We start from the raw sequence: 17019 nt of genomic DNA on the forward strand, positions 1-17019 counted from the left end.
TCTCAGCGGTTTGGCGTTGGATGGGCAAAAAGAAAGGCGCGGAACTCGTCCCGCGCCTTCCCAAAATCTGGTCTTAACCTCAGCGCGTGACGAGGCAGCTGCCGCCGGCGCCCTTATAGCGGCTGCACAGCGCGTTTGCTTCTTCACGCGAGCCGGCCGGGATGCGAATGCGGAAGAACGTGCCCTTGTTGGGGATTTCCGCCTTCTTGATATCCACGCCGCGGCCGCCGATGACGCTGCCGAATTTCGACGAAAGGTTCTTGTAGGTCTTCTGCGCATCCGCTTCCGAGGGTACCGAGGCGATCTGGATGACGTAGCTGCCGGGCGCAACCGCAGCAACCTGGGTCTGTTCCGCCGTCTGCTGGGTCTGCGTCGCCGATGCGGTCTCCGTGCCGGAAACATTGCCATTTTCCGTGACAGTGCCGACGACGGTGACCGGCTGGTCGACCGGACGGGTTACCGGAACCGGCGCCTTGCCATCGGTCGAAGTGCCCTCGGTCGTGGTGCCGGCCGTCGCACCGATCGTCGTCGTCTTGACGGTGCGCACAGGTGCGGTGTCGTCGACTTCAGCGGTCGCCACTTCGGCGAGCGCCGAGCGCGGCTGGCCGTCCGTGGCATTCTGCTCGGCGCGCAGCGAGGCGTCGGCGTCGAGGGTGGCATTGGCGGTCGCGGACGCTTCGCCCGAGGTGGCAGCCGTCGTTGCCGTCGCCTTGGCGTCAAGGCCGGCGGTTTCGGTCGAAGGCTCGCTCACGATGTCTTCGCGGGCGACGAGCGTGCCGTCGGGCTTGACGATCATCGTCTTGACCTTGCGCGGCGAGACGAGCGGCTTGCCGTCGGCCGTCGCCGTTTCCGGCTCGTCGACACCCGGCAGCAGGCGGTTGCTGTCGTCTTCGGCCGTGGCGGGCGTATCGACGCCGTCATCCGGCAGGGCTTCCGGCGTCAGCGTGCGCTGCACGACATCGACAGGCTCTTCCGTCGAGGTGACGAGCTGTTCCTGCTGCGGCGTGCTGGCATTGTCGCCGGCAACGCGGTCATAGACTGCCTTGTCCTGGTTGGGCACGGTCTTGCCGCCCTTTTCGGCGGGCACGACCTTGACCGGATCCTTGTCGGCGAGAATGACGCGCGGCTCGCCGGAGCCGGCCGCGCCACCACCGGTGAAGGCGCTCCAGGCATAGACGCCACCGCCGCCAATCAGGAGCAGGCCGGCGATCGACGCTGCGATCAGCAGGCCGCGACGCGGGCGCGACTGCTCGTCGTCATAGCCGTCGCCGCTGTAGAGCTGGGTCGCCTGGCCCGGATCGACCGGGATCGCCATGCGCTCGGGCTGGCTGAGCGAACGGCGGAAATCCTCTTCCAGCGCGCGCTCGAAATCATCGACATCGTTCATCTGCGCGACCGGCTGGGCGGCAGCGGCAACCGCACCGGCGGCGACACCGGCCTGCAGGCTTTCGCGGCGCGTCGGCTTGGCGGCCGGCTCGGTGAAGAGCTGGGCCATCTCGGCATCGATGTCGAATTCATAATCCGGCTGGACGACCGGCGGCTTTTCCTTCTCGATGACCGGCAGCTGCGGCACGTCGAGTTCGGTGACCGGAGACACACCCTCGTCGGTATCGGCGATCATCGTCGGATCGAACGGCAGCGAGCCGTCCGCCATCTCGGCGACGACGGGCTGGGGGACCGCAGTATAGGTGGAGACCGGCACGGCAACGGCGGGCTCGCGACGGACCGGCGTCTGGACCTCGACGGGCTTTGCGACAGCAGCCTTCACTTCGACCGGTTTCGCCTCGGCGGGCTTGAGCACAGCGGGCTTCGCGTCAACCTTTGCCGGAACATCATCCAGCACGATATCAGACAGGTCGAGCTCGATATCCGAAAGATCGAACTCCATCGATTCGAAGTCGATTTCCGGCTCGGCAACAGCAGCCGGACGGGCTTCGACAACCGGGCGGATTTCTGCGACCGGTGCAGGTTCGACCTTCTCGACCGGCTTCTGGACGACCGGCGTCGCGATCGCGGACATAACCGGATCACGCTGCTGGTTCACCGTCGGCGTCGCGCGACGGCCGAAGATCGAGGCGATGTTGGCAGGATTGCGCGATTCGCCCGTGAAAGGCGTACGCGCCTCCGGAACAGGGAAACGCTCCACGTCGGCCAGCAGGGCGTCGCGATCATCGATAACCGTTTCGACGGATTCGACGCGATAGTCCGGCGCCGCATCGAAGACAGGCTCTTCCGCCCGCCACTGGCTTTCCACTTCAGCAGCGACACGGGCCCGCTCTTCGCGGCTGTCGAAGGTGAGATCGGCAACGAAATGCGGCTCGTCCTTGGCATAGGAAGTCTCGGCCTGGAACGGCTCCGCCTCCGCTTCCGCCGAAATCAGCTCCTGGAAGATCGGCTCGGCATTGCTCTCGACGGTCTCGACGACAACAGGCTGCGGTTCGACAAACGTCGCCTCGGCAACGGCGTGCAGGTCGGCAACAAGATCGTCGGCAAAGCCATCGCCGATCGAAAGCTCCAACTCGCGCTCCAGATCCACACTCAGATCGTCCATGCGAACGTCATCGGCGGCCATCGGCTGGAAGCCGAGGAATTCCGGCTGGCGCGCCTCGGACGCGGACCGGCTGACAGGCCTTACATCCGTAACCGGTTCCTGACGAACGGGCGTGTCGAAGCGCGGCTCGAAGCGGTCGGCGAATTGACGGCCGGCATGAACCACAGGCTCGGCCTCGATGGCGGGCACTTCGTTGACGGCGGCTTCCAGCTCATCGGCGAGCAGCAGCGACGAGTCGGCCTTGAAAACCGGCTCCGCTTCTACGGGCTGTTCGAAGACGGTTTCGGCGAAGGACGGCTCGCGATGCGCGGCAACCGGCGTCGCGCTGTGGCGCACCGGCGCTTCATCGATGATGGCGGCACGGTCTTCCACGACCGGTGCCGGCTCTTCGAAGACAGGCTCGACAGGACGGGCGGCAGTCTTTTCCGCAGCGCGGCTCGGTGCGTCATACTGCTCGAAAGCGCGCATGAGCTCGTCCTCGAGTGCCAGGACGGGATTTTCCCGTCTTGGCACACTATCGAGAGGCTCCGAGGAGGACTTGACATGGGTCTGGGCCACATCCTTGACCGGACGCGGCTCATAGCCGACGAGACGGGCAAGCTCGCTCAGCGGATCATCATCCGCCAAGAGATCCGTGTCCGCGGTTCCGCTTCGCGCGAAGTTCTTGTCTGCCATACTGCTTCCCACTCAAAAGCTACAAAGTCGCGTTTGCCAGCTTATTGTGGGCAAATGGTGACGTTATCGCATCTCGTCCGGTGCAGCCGTGCCTGTAATGGCAAGGGCGGACTTCAAAACAGAGGCAACAGCGTGCACCAGCCCAAGTCTGGCGATACTCAATTCTCTATTTTTATCGTTAACAAACCGTAATTCCGTTTGTTCTTTGCCTTTATTCCAATGCGCATGGAACGCGCTGGCAAGATCATAGAGATAAAAAGCGATGCGATGCGGCTCCTGCGCCAGTGACGCTGCCTCGATGACACGCGGATATTCTGCGAGCTTGGCGAGGAGCTGAAGCTCGCTCGGATCGGCGATATTGCCCTCGATCGCACCGGCGAGATCGAGCGCGGCGATGTCGAGCCCCGGGAAAGCCTCGGCCGCCTGGCGGAACACCGACATGCAGCGCGCATGGGCATACTGCACGTAGAAGACCGGATTGTCCTTGGACTGCTCGGTCACCTTGGCGAAGTCGAAGTCGAGCGGTTCGCTGTTCTTGCGATAGAGCATCATGAAGCGCACCGGATCGCGGCCGACTTCATCGACGACATCCCGCAGCGTGACGAAGTCGCCGGAGCGCTTCGACATCTTCACCGGCTCGCCGTCGCGATAGAGCTTCACCAGCTGGCACAGCAGCACCGTCAGCTTGGCCTTGCCTTCCGACACGGCGCGCGCGACCGCTTCCAGGCGCTTGACGTAACCGCCGTGGTCGGCGCCGAGCACATAGATCATCTCGTCGAAGCCGCGGTCGTACTTGTCCTTGAAATAGGCGACGTCGGCCGCGAAATAGGTGTAGGACCCATCCGACTTGATCAGCGGACGATCGATATCGTCACCCACTTCCGTGGAGCGGAACAGCGTCTGCTCGCGGTCTTCCCAATCTTCCGGCAGCTGGCCCTTCGGCGGCGGCAGCACACCCTTGTAGACATGGCCCTTGAAGGTAAGGTCGTTGATAGCGGTGCGGATCGGCGCGCCGTTGCCGGCATGCAGGGAACGCTCGGAGAAGAACACGTCGTGCTTGACGTTGAGCGCGGCCAGATCTTCGCGGATCATCGCCATCATCATCTCGATCGTCTTTTCCTTGACGATCGGCATCCACTGCGCTTCCGACATGGCGCGCAGCGTCGTGCCGTGTTCGGCAGCCAGCACCTCGCCGACCGGGACGAGATAATCGCCCGGATAAAGGCCGGACGGAATATCGCCGATCACCTCGCCGAGCGCCTCGCGGTAGCGCAGGAAGGCGGACTTCGCCAGCACGTCGATCTGCGAGCCGGCGTCGTTGATGTAATATTCCTTCGTCACCGCATAGCCGGCGAAGGCGAGCAGATTGGCGAGCGCATCGCCAACGACGGCGCCGCGGCAATGACCGACATGCATCGGGCCGGTCGGGTTGGCGGAGACATATTCGACATTGACCTTGCGGCCGGCGCCGAGCGAGCCGCGACCGTAGTCGGTGCCTTCGGAAACGATGGCGGCCAGCAGCTTCTGCCAATAGGGCACGGACAGGCGCACATTGATGAAGCCGGGGCCTGCGACGCTGACATCGGCGACTTCAGGATCCTTCTTCAGTTCGGCGACGATGAGATCGGCAAGCGCGCGTGGATTGAGGCCGAGCGGCTTGGCCAGCACCATGGCCGCATTGGTCGCGACGTCGCCGTGGCTGGCATCACGCGGCGGTTCGACGCTGATACGACTGAAATCGACATCGGCGCGCTTCTCGCGCACGACCTCAAGTCCTTCGAGTACGTTTTTGATTCTGCTATCGAAGTCTGTAAAAAGGTTCATCTCATCCATCCGCTCGCGGCGGCCATTTATGGCCATTCCTGCGAAGAAATTCGGTTCGGCGGGTGACTATCGCAAATCCGGAGTATGGTCAAACAGCCGTCGGTGTGTGTCGACCGCGTAATTGTCGGTCATTCCGGCGAGATAATCGCCGACATGGCGAGCCCGCGCCGATTCCGGCATGCTGGCGATGCGGTCCACCCAATAGTGCCCCTGCATGAGCTGCGGGTCGTCCATATAGGCATGATAGAGGTCCGTCAGGATCTCGGCCGCATTGGCGCGCACGCGCATCACGTCGGGATGGCGGTAGATGCGCGAGAACAGCAGCTTCTTGATCGCCTTGTCGGTCTTGGACATCTCCTCGGTGAACGTCGCAAGGCATCGGTGCGCCTTGCGCACGTCCTGCGCGCTCTCCGGCCGCTCCTCGCGGATCGCCGCCTGCGCATAGCCGATGACATCCTCGACCATGCGGGTGATCTGCCGTCGCATGATTTCGTGCGTGAAGCGCGGCGCTTCCAGGCCCGGGTATTTGTCGGAGACTTCCTTCATCAGCCCGGCGAGGAACGGCACCTCCTCCAGCATCTCGAAGGTGAGGTAACCGGAGCGCAGCCCGTCGTCGATGTCGTGGGTATTGTAGGCGATATCATCGGCAATCGCGGCGACCTGCGCCTCCATGCTGGCGAAGCTGCCAAGTTCCAGATCGTGCATCGCGCAGTATTCGAGGATCGGCCGCGGCACGTCCTCGCCATGGGTGCATTCGCCGGTCGGGCCGATCAGCGGGCCGTTGTGCTTGACGAGACCTTCGAGGCTTTCCCAGGTCAGATTCAGCCCGTCGAACTCCGCATAGCGCCGCTCCAGCTTGGTGACGATGCGCAGTGACTGGGCATTGTGGTCGAAGCCGCCGAAGGGTTTCAGCACCGCGTGCAGCGCGTCCTCTCCGGTATGACCGAAGGGCGTGTGGCCGAAATCGTGCACCAGCGCCACGCCTTCCGCCAGATCCTCATCGAGCTTCAGCGCGCGCGCCAGCGCGCGGGCGATCTGCGCGACCTCGATCGTATGCGTCAGGCGCGTGCGATAATGGTCTCCGTCGGCAGCGATGAAGACCTGCGTCTTGTGCTTGAGCCGCCGGAAGGCGGTGGTGTGCACGATGCGATCGCGGTCGCGCTGGAAGTCCGAGCGGGTCGGGCTATCGCTCTCGGCATGAAGCCGTCCGCGCGTCGCCCAGGGGTCGGATGCATAGATCGCCCGTTGCCCGGCGCCGAACCCAAGCGCATGTCTGTCAAACGTCATTCGTCACCTGCAGTCACGCCGCCCATTGACGCGGCCTCAATGCCTTCATACCTATAGTGTGCACAGCGGCAAGTCCGGCTGCAAGCAGAGCTTGAAAAACAAGTCTTTTCAGTGACTTGACTGGATAGCTTACCGCAGCGGGATGGAAGACGGCCCGACCGTCGCCGTCTTCACAAGGAAGCGATTCTCTCCGGATCTTGACCCCGGCAGGAGGCAGACATGACCGACAAGTCCGTTACCATCTCCGATGCCGCCGCCCGGCGCATCGCGTCCATCCTCGGTTCAGCACCCGACAAGCAGGCGCTGCGCGTCTCCGTCGAAGGCGGCGGCTGTTCCGGCTTTTCCTATAAATTCGACCTCGTCGAGGACCAGCAGGACGACGACATGGTGCTCGAGAAGGACAATGCCAAGGTGCTGATCGACCAGCTCTCGCTCGTCTATATGGACGGGTCGGAGATCGACTTCATCGACAACCTGCTTGGCCAGTCCTTCCAGATCAAGAACCCGAACGCCGTTGCCAGCTGCGGCTGCGGCACCAGCTTCTCGATCTAACAATCTTTTCCGCAATTCCAGACGCAAAACCGCTACACACGTTTGCTGGAATTGCTCTGGCCTCACAGGAACCCCGCATGCCGATCAAGATTGCCACCTGGAACATCAACGGCGTGCGGGCGCGCATCGACAATCTCGTCGCGTGGCTGAAGGAATCGAACCCCGACATCGTCGGCCTGCAGGAAATAAAGACGATCGACGAGGGCTTTCCGCGCGCCGAGATCGAGGCGCTCGGCTATCACATCGAGACGCACGGCCAGAAGGGCTTTAATGGCGTCGCGCTGCTGTCGAAAATCCGCCCGGACGAAGTCAACCGTGGCCTGCCCGGTGGCGAGGGTGATGAACAGTCGCGCTTCATCGAAGGCGTGTTCTCCGTCGAGGGCGGCGCGATCCGCTTCTGCTGCCTCTACCTGCCGAACGGCAATCCGCCTGAGGATCCGGTCAAATACCCGTACAAGCTCTCTTGGATGGATCGTCTCGTCGCCTTTGCCGAAGACAGGCTGGCGCTTGAGGAGCCGCTGATCCTGGCCGGCGACTACAATGTCATTCCCGAGCCGCACGATTGCTGGGATGTCAAAGTCTGGGAGCGCGACGCGCTTTACCTGCCACCGACCCGCCAGGCCTTTCGCCGGCTCGAAAATCTCGGCCTCACCGATGCCGTGCGCGCCTCATCCGATGCGACGCTGCTCTATACGTTCTGGGATTACCAGGCCGGCGCCTGGCCGAAGAACAACGGCATCCGCATCGACCATCTGATGCTGTCGGCCGAAGCGTCAGACCGGCTCGTTTCGACGGATGTCGAAAAGCACGTTCGCAACTGGGAAAAGCCGTCCGACCACGTTCCGGTCGTGGCCGTGCTCGACTACGCGCTATCGACGGCAGCGTAGCCGCGGGGCGATCGAACGCCCTGCCCTCATTTCAAGAGATTTATTCGCCCGAATTGAAGCGGATGTTTTGCGCGAGCGCCACGCCCTTGCGGCGGTCCTCTTCGCTCGCCACCGAGAAAGCTTCCTCCTGCGTCGCCTGCAACCAGCCACAATCCTTCGGCGGGCAATGGTCGAGAGCGGCGGTCATGAAGGCAAGGCCACGGGCCGTATCGCCTTCCTGGAAGATGATGTTGCCGAACAGGCCGAGCGCGCCGGCATGGCCGTTGTTGCGCGCACGGTTCAGCCACTTCTTGGCCTGGTGCACGCTGACGGAGCCGCCCTCGCCGGAAAGCATCATGCGGCCGAGCTGGAATTGCGCCTCGGGAATGCCGAAGGCGGACGCGGCCTGAAAATAGAGCTGGCGGGCCTGGGCAAGGTCGATCTTGACGGGGCTGTCGGAAATGCCGCGGCGATAGTAGCCGGCAAGCGCGATCAGCGCATTGGCGAAGTAGCCGGTGTCTTCCGAGCCCGGCTCCACGCCGGCCTGGGCAATCTCGCTATAGATCTTGAAGGCTTCGAGATCATTTTCCGGCACGCCATCGCCATCGGCATACATGTTGGCGAGCGCCCAGCGCGATCCGGTATGGCCCTTTTCCGCCGCGTAGCGGTAAGCCTCGACGGCGTCGCTCTTGCGGCCTTCCTTGTAGGAGAAGAAGCCGAACTTGAAGAGGTCGAACGGACCACTTTCCCGGCTGACGCCGGATTGCGTGTCAAATGCGAAAGCCTGGGACGCCATCCCGGAGGAAAGCGAAAGACACAGGCTCATTACCAATAGTTTCATCGGCATCAACTCGGACTTCGGCATCGACTCTACAATTCCGCGCCTGGCTTTACGGCATTCGCCAAACCGGGAGGGCACGGGGTCCGTGCTGGTTTCCGGCGGCAATGACATCGGCTGGCCCATCGTTTCCTTAAGCGCGGTTCCACGCGTCTACATGTCCGTATCGCTGCGCCCCGTTTGTGGCGGGAAATGGACATTTGGTCGCTTGCCTAGGGGTGTAGCAAACTCTGGAAAAAAATGTGTTGCGATTCCGTCACATATTTTCAGGCTTCGCTGTGGTTTCCCCAGAAGGCAGGCGGCAGTGAAACGAAGCGTTAACCAAGAAAAAGGGCCCGGCGATGACGCCGGGCCCTTTTTCCGATGCTTCTGGTCCGCCGATCAGAATTTGACTTTAAGCGAAGTCGAGATCGCCGAGACGATATCCGTACCGAAATCGTAGTTCACGCGGCGGCCGAAGATGCGACCGTCCTTGACGACCTGGCCGGAAGAACCGCTGGTCAGGAGGCCGATGCCACCACCGAGACGCAATTCGATATTTTCGGAGGCCGCGTAGGAAACACCCGCGCCGAGCGTCCAGGTATCGGTCTGCGCGCCAAGGCCGGTGCTCGTGCCACGATCCCAGGTGATGCTCGCCGCACCGCTCAGCTTGTCATTGAACTTGTGGCCGACACCGCCGGAAACGGTCCAGCCATCACGGTAGAGCAGGTCAAGCGACGTAACTTCTGTCGGGCCGCTAGTGGTGCAAGCGATACCGCGCGTTGCCGTGGGGCAGAATGGAAGGCTCTGCAGCTGGCTCCAGTCGGTCCACTTGATCGAACCGAAAACCAGCCAGTCCGGTGCAACACCGGTCTGGAACTTGAATTCGAGCGAGTCGGGCATGTCGGCCGAACCGAAGACCGGGGTGCTGATGCCGGCAATCGGGTTCACCGCGCCGGGAACCTGCGTCAGGTCAAGCGTGCCGGTGATGTTGTCGAGCTTGACAGCGCTGTTGTAGACGAGGCTTGCGCGCAGCGCATATTCCTCGATCTCGTAGGCGACGCCAGCGCGCCAACCCCAGCCGTCGCCTTCCAGCGCCAGACGGCCTACGCCGTTTATCGGCGAGCCTGCCGGCATGGCGAAGACGAGACGATCCTTGAAACCGGAAACTTCCTGGTAGAAGCCGCCGCCGATGACGCGCAACTGGCCCGGACCGGCATCGAACGAATAAGAGCAGGTGCCTGCGTAGTTGTCACTCTCGATCTTGGTCTCGATATTGTCGTTTGCGCCAGCCCAGTTCATGCCCGGATTGCTATGCGCGCCCCAGGGCTGAGAATAGTCGACCATGCAGTTGATGGCCGGAGCGAGCTTCGCCTTGAAGCCGATGCGCGGTACCCAATAGCTTTCCGTGTCGCGCACACCATCCGCCGGCAGACCGTTGAGGTCACCGTCCAGCGGGTTGATATCCACGACGTTGTTGAGTTCACGCTGCGGATTGACATAGGTCACCGCGCTTTCGAATGCATAATCCGACGGGTCGAACAGCAGATCGATATTGTAGCCGCCACGCTCCAGACCGCCGGCATGCGCGGACGTCGCAGCAAACAGCGCGCTTGCCGCCATCAGCCCCCGACCAAACTTCTTTCCAAACATGCAAAACCTCCCCTGCATAAGTCTTGCGCAGACACGGCCGCCTCTGTCCCGCGCCTCTCCGACATGGACTATCGAAGACGCACGCCGCCTTGGCAAACCCCAGTTCTTGCCTGTGATTTCCGATGTGCGACTACAAAATTACGTAAGATTTTTCTGAAGCCCCTCAGCAAACACGCTGAACGGAACGAAATTCCAAAATGACAAACATCAATCCGTGTACCGGAGAATAACTTTCCACATTCGCGACGTCATGTCACATTTCGACCACAATGAAAATTTTGCAGCCACCATACGAATAAAAAGCCGCGCCGGGGGTATCGGCGCGACTTTGCAGTGGTTTTCGCACGCAATACGTGGAATCAGCCGGCTTCGCTGACCCGTGTCAGTGCTACGGCGAGGCTGGCGAGCTGTTGCTCCAGCTCCGCGAAGCGCTCGCGTTCGGCTTCCACAACTTCCGGCTTGGCATTGGCGACGAACTTTTCGTTCGAAAGCTTGCCCTGTATGCGGCCGGCTTCCGCTTTCGCCTTCTCGATCGCCTTTTCGAGGCGGGCCTTTTCGGCGCCGAGATCGATCAGGTTGCCGAGTGGCAGGCAGGCCGTGGCCTCACTGACGACGATCTGCGCCGCGCCCTTGGGGGCCGCATCCTCGAGGCCGATCTCGGAGACGCGCGCCAGGCGGCGGATCGCGCTGTCATGCGTTGCAAGCCGCTTCTGGGTCAGTGCATTCGCACCGACGACGATGAGCGGCGCCGTGGCGCTCGGCGGCACATTCATCTCGGCGCGGACCGAACGGATGCCGGATACGAGGTCGATCAGCCAGTTGATCTCGTCGGCCGCGGCGTCGTCACCGTAAGCGGGTGCCGGCCATTCGGCGTGGCAGATCAGGCTGTCGCGGCTCTTGCCCTCGCCCGCCGTATGCGCCCACAGCTCCTCCGTCATGAAGGGCATGAACGGGTGGAGGAGCTTGTAGGTCTCTTCCAGAACATAAGCGGCGCAAGCCTGCGATTCCGCCTTGGCTGCCTCGTCGTCGCCGGCGAAGACCGGCTTCAGAAGCTCCAGATACCAGTCGCAGAACTGGTTCCAGATGAAGCGATAGAGCGTGCCGGCCGCATCGTTGAAGCGGTATGTCTCGATCGCCTCGGTGACGTCGCGCGCGGTGCGTGCGAGTTCCGTCAGTATCCAGCGGTTGATCGTCAGCGATGCCGCTTCCGGCACGAATTTCGGATCGGAGGCGACGCCGTTCATCTCAGCAAAGCGCGTGGCGTTCCACAGCTTGGTACCGAAGTTGCGATAGCCGGCGATGCGGGCCGGATCGAGCTTCACGTCGCGGCCCTGCGCGGCCATGACGGCCAGCGTGAAGCGCAGTGCGTCCGCGCCGTATTCGTCGATCAGCTCGAGCGGGTCGATGACGTTGCCCTTGGACTTCGACATCTTCTGCCCGTTCTTGTCACGCACGAGCGCGTGGACATAGACGGTGTGGAACGGCTCGACCGGGTTGCCGAGTTCATCCTTCATGAAGTGCAAGCCCATCATCATCATGCGGGCGACCCAGAAGAAGATGATGTCGAAGCCGGTGACGAGCACGTCGGTCTGATAGTATTTCGCTAGTTCCGGCGTCTTTTCCGGCCAGCCGAGCGTCGAGAACGGCCAGAGCGCGGAGGAGAACCACGTGTCGAGTACGTCCTCGTCACGCGTCAGGATTTCGCCCGGCGCAAAATTCTCCAGCTTCTCCTCGACCCAGGCCTTCCACGGACCTTCATGCGCGATGTAATGCTGAATGGCGGCGTGCAGCGCCTCCTCCTCGGTCTTTTCGACGAAGACCTGGCCATCCGGACCGTACCAGGCCGGGATCTGGTGCCCCCACCAGAGCTGGCGCGAGATGCACCAGGGCTCGATGTTTTCCATCCATTCGAAGTAGGTCTTTTCCCAGTTCTTCGGAACGAAGTTGGTGCGGCCTTCGCGAACGGAAGCGATGGCGGGCTTGGCAAGCGTCTTGGCGTCGGCGAACCACTGGTCGGTCAGCATCGGCTCGATGACGACGCCGGAGCGGTCGCCGAAGGGCTGCATGACTTTCTTGTTCTCGACATACGGAATGTCGTTGCCTTCGGCGTCCTTGACGGTGACGGCAAGGCCTTCGGCATTGATGGCATCGACGATGCGCTTGCGGGCTTCGTAGCGGTCGAGGCCGCGATATTCGTCGGGAACGAGGTTGATGTCGTCGACCTCGGCCTCACCGGGCACATGGCCGGACTTGGCGATCTCGAGCGCCTGCGCGGCATAGACCGCATAGGGTTCGCCATCGGCGCGCATGGCGGCCTGCGTGTCCATCAGGCGATAGAGCGGGATATTGTTGCGCTTGGCGACCTGATAGTCGTTGAAGTCGTGCGCGCCGGTGATCTTGACCGCGCCGGAGCCGAAATCCTTCTCCGGATATTCGTCGGTGATGATCGGGATCAGGCGGCGATGCGCCTTCGGGCCGACAGGGATTTCGCAGAGCTTGCCGACGATCGGCGCATAGCGCTCGTCGGTCGGATGAACGGCGACCGCACCGTCGCCCAGCATCGTCTCGGGGCGCGTGGTGGCGATCGAGATATAGTCGCGCTCTTCCTGGAAGGTGACGTTGCCGTCAGCGTCCTTCTCGACATAGGTATAGGTGGCACCGTCGGCGAGCGGGTACTTGAAGTGCCACATATGGCCGTCGGCTTCCTTGTTCTCCACTTCGAGATCGGAAATCGCCGTTTCGAATTTCGGATCCCAGTTGACGAGACGCTTGCCGCGATAGATCAGGCCTTCCTTGTAGAGGGAGACGAAGACTTCGAGCACGGCTTCCGATAGGCCCTCATCCATGGTGAAGCGTTCGCGCGACCAGTCGCAGGACGCGCCGAGGCGCTTCAGCTGGTTGAAGATCAGGCCGCCCGATTCGGCCTTCCACTCCCAGACCTTCTCGATGAAGGCCTCACGGCCCATTTCGCGGCGGCCCGGCAGCTTCTCGGCGGCGAGCTTGCGCTCGACGACCATCTGGGTCGCGATGCCGGCATGGTCCATGCCCGGCTGCCACAGCACGTCCTTGCCGCGCATGCGCTCGAAGCGGACCATGATGTCCTGCAGCGTGTTGTTGAGCGCATGGCCCATATGCAGCGAGCCCGTGACGTTCGGCGGCGGGATCACGATGGTGAAGGTCTCGGCGCCGGGCTTTGCGCCCTCGCCGGCGCGGAAGGCATCCGCCTCTTCCCACGTTTTGGCGATGCGCGGCTCGACCGCTGCGGAATCATAGGTTTTTTCAAGCATTTTCGTGCGTGGCCTGCTGTTTATCGGTTGGGTTTTGTAAACCGGATGGCCGGCATGGAGTCAACAATATCAGAAGAAAAGCCGCGCCGGGTGCCCGGCGCGGCTCAAACCATTTTTAAAAGAATGGCGGCGTCGGTCAGCGGCGCGGGCCGCGCGCCACCCGTTCGATCTCTTCGCGCACCAGACGCTCGACGAGCGTCGGCAGGTTGTCGTCGAGCCATTCCTGCAACATAGGGCGCAGCATGTCCTCGGCAATCGCGTCGAAGGAACGGCGCGGGCCGGCATCGATCGCTTCGGCAAGCGCGCCAAAGGACTGCGCGACACGCTCGCCGACGGCGGGCGAGACGAGGGCTGCGATCTCGCGGCTGACGGGGCTGTCTTCGATCGCTTCAGCAACGGCGGCCGGGGTCGACTCGCTGCGGGGTGCTGCAGCCTCGATCTTCTCGGCAACGGGCTCGACAGTGTCGTTCACCGGCGTGAAGCGGCTCGCCGTGGCGGCCACACGCGCCGTGACGACGGGGTTTTCCTCGCGTGCGACAACCGGCTGGACCGGCTCGGCGGCGAACACTTCGCGCTCGGCCAACGGTTCGCGATTGGCAGCGACGTGGCGTTCGGAGGCGGCGCGAACACGTGCGGCGACATCGGCCAGCGACAATGCCGGCTGACTGGCGGCCTGCACGGGCTCGACACGCGGAATGGAATGGACCGGGGCGGAACGGGTTTCCTCGACGTGGAACTGCTCCACGACGGACGGGTGGTCGAGAAGGCTGCTGTCCCGTTCGGTCGAGATATCGAAGCCGTCGTCATCCTGCGCGTCGGCGGCAAAATCCGGCTGGGCTTCGTTGTTCTCGATGATCTTGCGGATGGACGCCAGGATTTCATCCATGGACGGTTCACGCGCTACACTTGGCTGAGCCATTTCTATCCCCGTTCTTTGCGGCGTCCGCGGCATGGCACGAAGACCTGCCGGACATCCGCAAAACCCTAGGCGAGTTCAGCGGCGAACTAAATCACCGCGAATCATGTGTTACGAGTGATGCACAGATTTGTTTGCCCTCACAAGGGCAAGGCGGCTTCCGCTTAGTTGCTGTCGACCGTGCGAAGGCCGAACCACTTGTCCTTGACCTTCTCGTAATGGCGCTCGGCGCGGTATTCGGTGACCTCCAGCCCCTGGCTGTGCACTGTCAATGCGCCCATGGCTGCAATCAGAGAATAGCTGGCGACGACGGCATCGCGTTGGGCGGAGACGAGGCTTTCCTTCGCGTCGAGCACGTTTTGCTGAGCGTTCAGGACGTCGAGCGTCGTGCGCTGCCCGACATTGCGCTCTTCCACCACGCCGTTCAGCGCCATGTTGGCGGCATCGATCTGCTGGCGGATCGCGCCGATGGCCGCGACGGACGCCTCGTATTGCGCATGGGCCGAAACGATGGTGCGCTGGACTTCCAGACGCGCGGAATCGATGAGGATCTGGCGTTGGCCAAGCTGTTCCTTGGCCTGGCGGATCTGGCCGTATTCCGCGCCACCCTGATAGAGCGGAACCACGACACGGGCCGAAAGCGCACCGGTCAGATTATCAGCCGGACCGGCTTCGTTGTTCACGGACTTGTAGAGATCGCCTTGCAGCGAGACGCCCGGCAGCATCGTGCCCTCGGCCACCCGCACATTGTAGCTGGCCGCATCAGCGCTGCGCATGGCCGAAAGGATGGTCGGGTTTTCCTGATAGCCCATCGCGACTGCGGCATCGAGCGAAGCGGGCATGGCCTTCTTTGCCGAAGCCGGCTGCTTGATGCCCGACGGCGCAACGCCGACGATCTGCACATAGGCCGCCTCGCTCTGCTTGAGCTGGGAAACGGCCGCCGTCAGAAGAGCCTTGGCGGCGGCAAGCTCAGCCTGAGCAAGGCTAACGTCGGTGCGCGTGCCCTCGCCGACATCGAGGCGGGCATTGGCGGCGTTGAGCTGCTCATTCAAGAAGGCGAGGTTCTGCTTGCGGATGGAGACGACCTGCTGGTCGCGCGCGATATTGGCGTAAGATTCGACGGCCGCCAGCAGGATGGAAATCTCGTTGGCGCGCAGCTGCTCGCGGCTTGCCAGAACGTTCAGCTCCGCCGCCTTCACCCGGTTCAATGTCTGGAAACCATCGAAAATCTGCTGCGTGACGGTGATGCCGTGACTGGAGGTGAGCTGCTTGGTCTTCTGTTGGCCGAAGAACGGGCGCTTGTCCAGTTTGGTGCCTGTGACCTCGTATTCCGAGACCGCGCTGATGCGCGGCCGATAGCCAGCCTTGGCGATGGTCACGTTCTCGTCGATGGCGCGCAGGGCCGCACGGGCGGCGTTCAGGTCGGGATTGTTCTCATAGGCCTTGGCCATCGCACCCGCCAGCGTTTCGGCGCCTGCGCGCTGTGGCAGGATGAAGGCAGCGGAGGCGAGCGCAACGGCAAGGGCGGTTCGACGAAGAATGGACACAGTACAAAACTCCGATCCTGGATCGACCCGCCACTGAGCCGCCCTTTGATACACTTTGACCCACGAAGAGCCGCGCACGCCCTTCGGCATGCGAACACCGTTTCCGGCGGTCTCGCACCGCTTGCCAATAGTGCCTTTAAGTTGCTTGGGAAACAGGGATCGCGCCAGTCCCCTCGGGTCCGGCAGCGACAATAGGAAAGGCCCGTTGCCAAAGCGCAACAAAAGCAGGCCTTTCCTGTCTCTGGCGGCTAAGCCGTCTTAGAAGACGAATTCTTTCGCCTTGCGGAAGCCCGGCAGCGGCTTGACGGCCGTGTTGAACACGTTGCGCTCGGCAACATGGCCGCTTTCCTTGATATAGATGCGGGCCTGCGAGGCATTTCCGTAGCCTTCGACGACGACCATGCGGCCCCCATCGCGCAACTGCGTGAAAAGGGCTGCCGGAACGAACTCGACCGCACCATGCACGAAGATCACGTCATAGGGTGCTTCGGCCGCATAGCCGGCTTCGAGATCACCCGTGACGACGGCGACATTGTCGTAGCCGAGGCGGGACAGCGTTTCCGTTGCCGTTGCGGCAAGGTCGGTGTCGCTTTCCAGCGCCACGACCGAGCTGCCGAGGCGCGACAGGATCGCCGAGGCGTAGCCGGTGCCGCAGCCGACTTCGAGAACGATGTCACTGCTTGCGATTTCGGCGAGCTGGATCAGCTTGGCGAGCGGCGACGGCTCCATCAGGAAGCGGCCGGGGACAAGCTGAATGTCGTTATCGATATAGGCGAGCGGCTTTGCCGCCGCGGGCACGAACTCTTCGCGCGCGACGGTCAGGAAGGCGTCGAGCACCTCGTGCGACGTCACGTCCGTCGTACGGATCTGGTTGTCCACCATCTTCGTGCGCGCTGCTTTGTAGTCAATCATCTCTAGCCCTTGAATAAAACGGCGAGACCGGCGCAAAGGCCCGGCCCGCTGCCGGATGCATCGCAATTCTCTTAGTGCGGTTTCAGGCCGGGTGTCCATAGGCGCCTTCCGATTGCGCGCAAAAACCACCGA

General features: G+C 62.6%; 11 protein-coding genes. 2 read left to right on the forward strand and 9 right to left on the reverse strand.

The genetic code is table 11. The features are described 5' to 3' along the window. Window positions 1–79: 79 nt before the first annotated feature. From AC27VQ_RS19010 to AC27VQ_RS19020, 3 genes are all read right to left on the reverse strand, one after another. Window positions 80–3226 (reverse strand): SPOR domain-containing protein, encoded by a 3147-nt coding sequence (locus tag AC27VQ_RS19010; RefSeq protein ID WP_488717507.1) that lies wholly within the window; start codon window positions 3224–3226, stop codon window positions 80–82. 63 nt (window positions 3227–3289) lie between these two features. After that, window positions 3290–5050: an arginine--tRNA ligase gene (argS, locus tag AC27VQ_RS19015; protein WP_488717508.1), complete on the reverse strand. Its 1761-nt coding sequence runs from the start codon at window positions 5048–5050 to the stop codon at window positions 3290–3292. Window positions 5051–5116: 66 nt separating this feature from the next. Beyond that, window positions 5117–6337 (reverse strand): deoxyguanosinetriphosphate triphosphohydrolase, encoded by a 1221-nt coding sequence (locus AC27VQ_RS19020; RefSeq protein ID WP_488717509.1) that lies wholly within the window; start codon window positions 6335–6337, stop codon window positions 5117–5119. Between the two features lie 219 nt (window positions 6338–6556). On the opposite strand from AC27VQ_RS19020, the gene erpA reads away from it, so the two are divergent. Then, complete coding sequence (gene erpA / locus AC27VQ_RS19025) at window positions 6557–6889, forward strand: iron-sulfur cluster insertion protein ErpA (RefSeq protein WP_298098892.1); 333 nt, start codon at window positions 6557–6559, stop codon at window positions 6887–6889. An 83-nt stretch (window positions 6890–6972) separates the two neighbouring features. Further along, window positions 6973–7776: an exodeoxyribonuclease III gene (xth, locus tag AC27VQ_RS19030; protein ID WP_488717592.1), complete on the forward strand. Its 804-nt coding sequence runs from the start codon at window positions 6973–6975 to the stop codon at window positions 7774–7776. A 40-nt stretch (window positions 7777–7816) separates the two neighbouring features. Here the strand turns inward: xth and exoR are convergent, their stop codons facing one another. From exoR to AC27VQ_RS19060, 6 genes are all read right to left on the reverse strand, one after another. Then, window positions 7817–8620 carry an exopolysaccharide production regulator ExoR gene (gene exoR / locus AC27VQ_RS19035; protein WP_313525342.1) on the reverse strand — a complete coding sequence of 268 codons (804 nt, stop codon included), beginning with the start codon at window positions 8618–8620 and terminating at the stop codon, window positions 7817–7819. A gap of 354 nt (window positions 8621–8974) precedes the next feature. After that, window positions 8975–10225 carry an OmpP1/FadL family transporter gene (locus AC27VQ_RS19040; RefSeq protein WP_488717510.1) on the reverse strand — a complete coding sequence of 417 codons (1251 nt, stop codon included), beginning with the start codon at window positions 10223–10225 and terminating at the stop codon, window positions 8975–8977. A gap of 359 nt (window positions 10226–10584) precedes the next feature. Continuing rightward, window positions 10585–13512 (reverse strand): valine--tRNA ligase, encoded by a 2928-nt coding sequence (locus tag AC27VQ_RS19045; protein WP_488717511.1) that lies wholly within the window; start codon window positions 13510–13512, stop codon window positions 10585–10587. Between the two features lie 136 nt (window positions 13513–13648). Next, on the reverse strand, window positions 13649–14431 hold the full coding sequence (locus AC27VQ_RS19050; protein ID WP_488717512.1) for a PopZ family protein: 783 nt from the start codon (window positions 14429–14431) through the stop codon (window positions 13649–13651). Window positions 14432–14592: 161 nt separating this feature from the next. Further along, window positions 14593–15975: a TolC family outer membrane protein gene (locus AC27VQ_RS19055; protein ID WP_488717513.1), complete on the reverse strand. Its 1383-nt coding sequence runs from the start codon at window positions 15973–15975 to the stop codon at window positions 14593–14595. A gap of 258 nt (window positions 15976–16233) precedes the next feature. After that, window positions 16234–16884, reverse strand: coding sequence for a protein-L-isoaspartate O-methyltransferase family protein (locus AC27VQ_RS19060; protein ID WP_488717593.1), 651 nt, complete (start codon window positions 16882–16884; stop codon window positions 16234–16236). Window positions 16885–17019: the final 135 nt, after the last annotated feature.

The sequence above is a fragment of the Shinella sp. 20P9.1.1 genome, assembly GCF_057798995.1.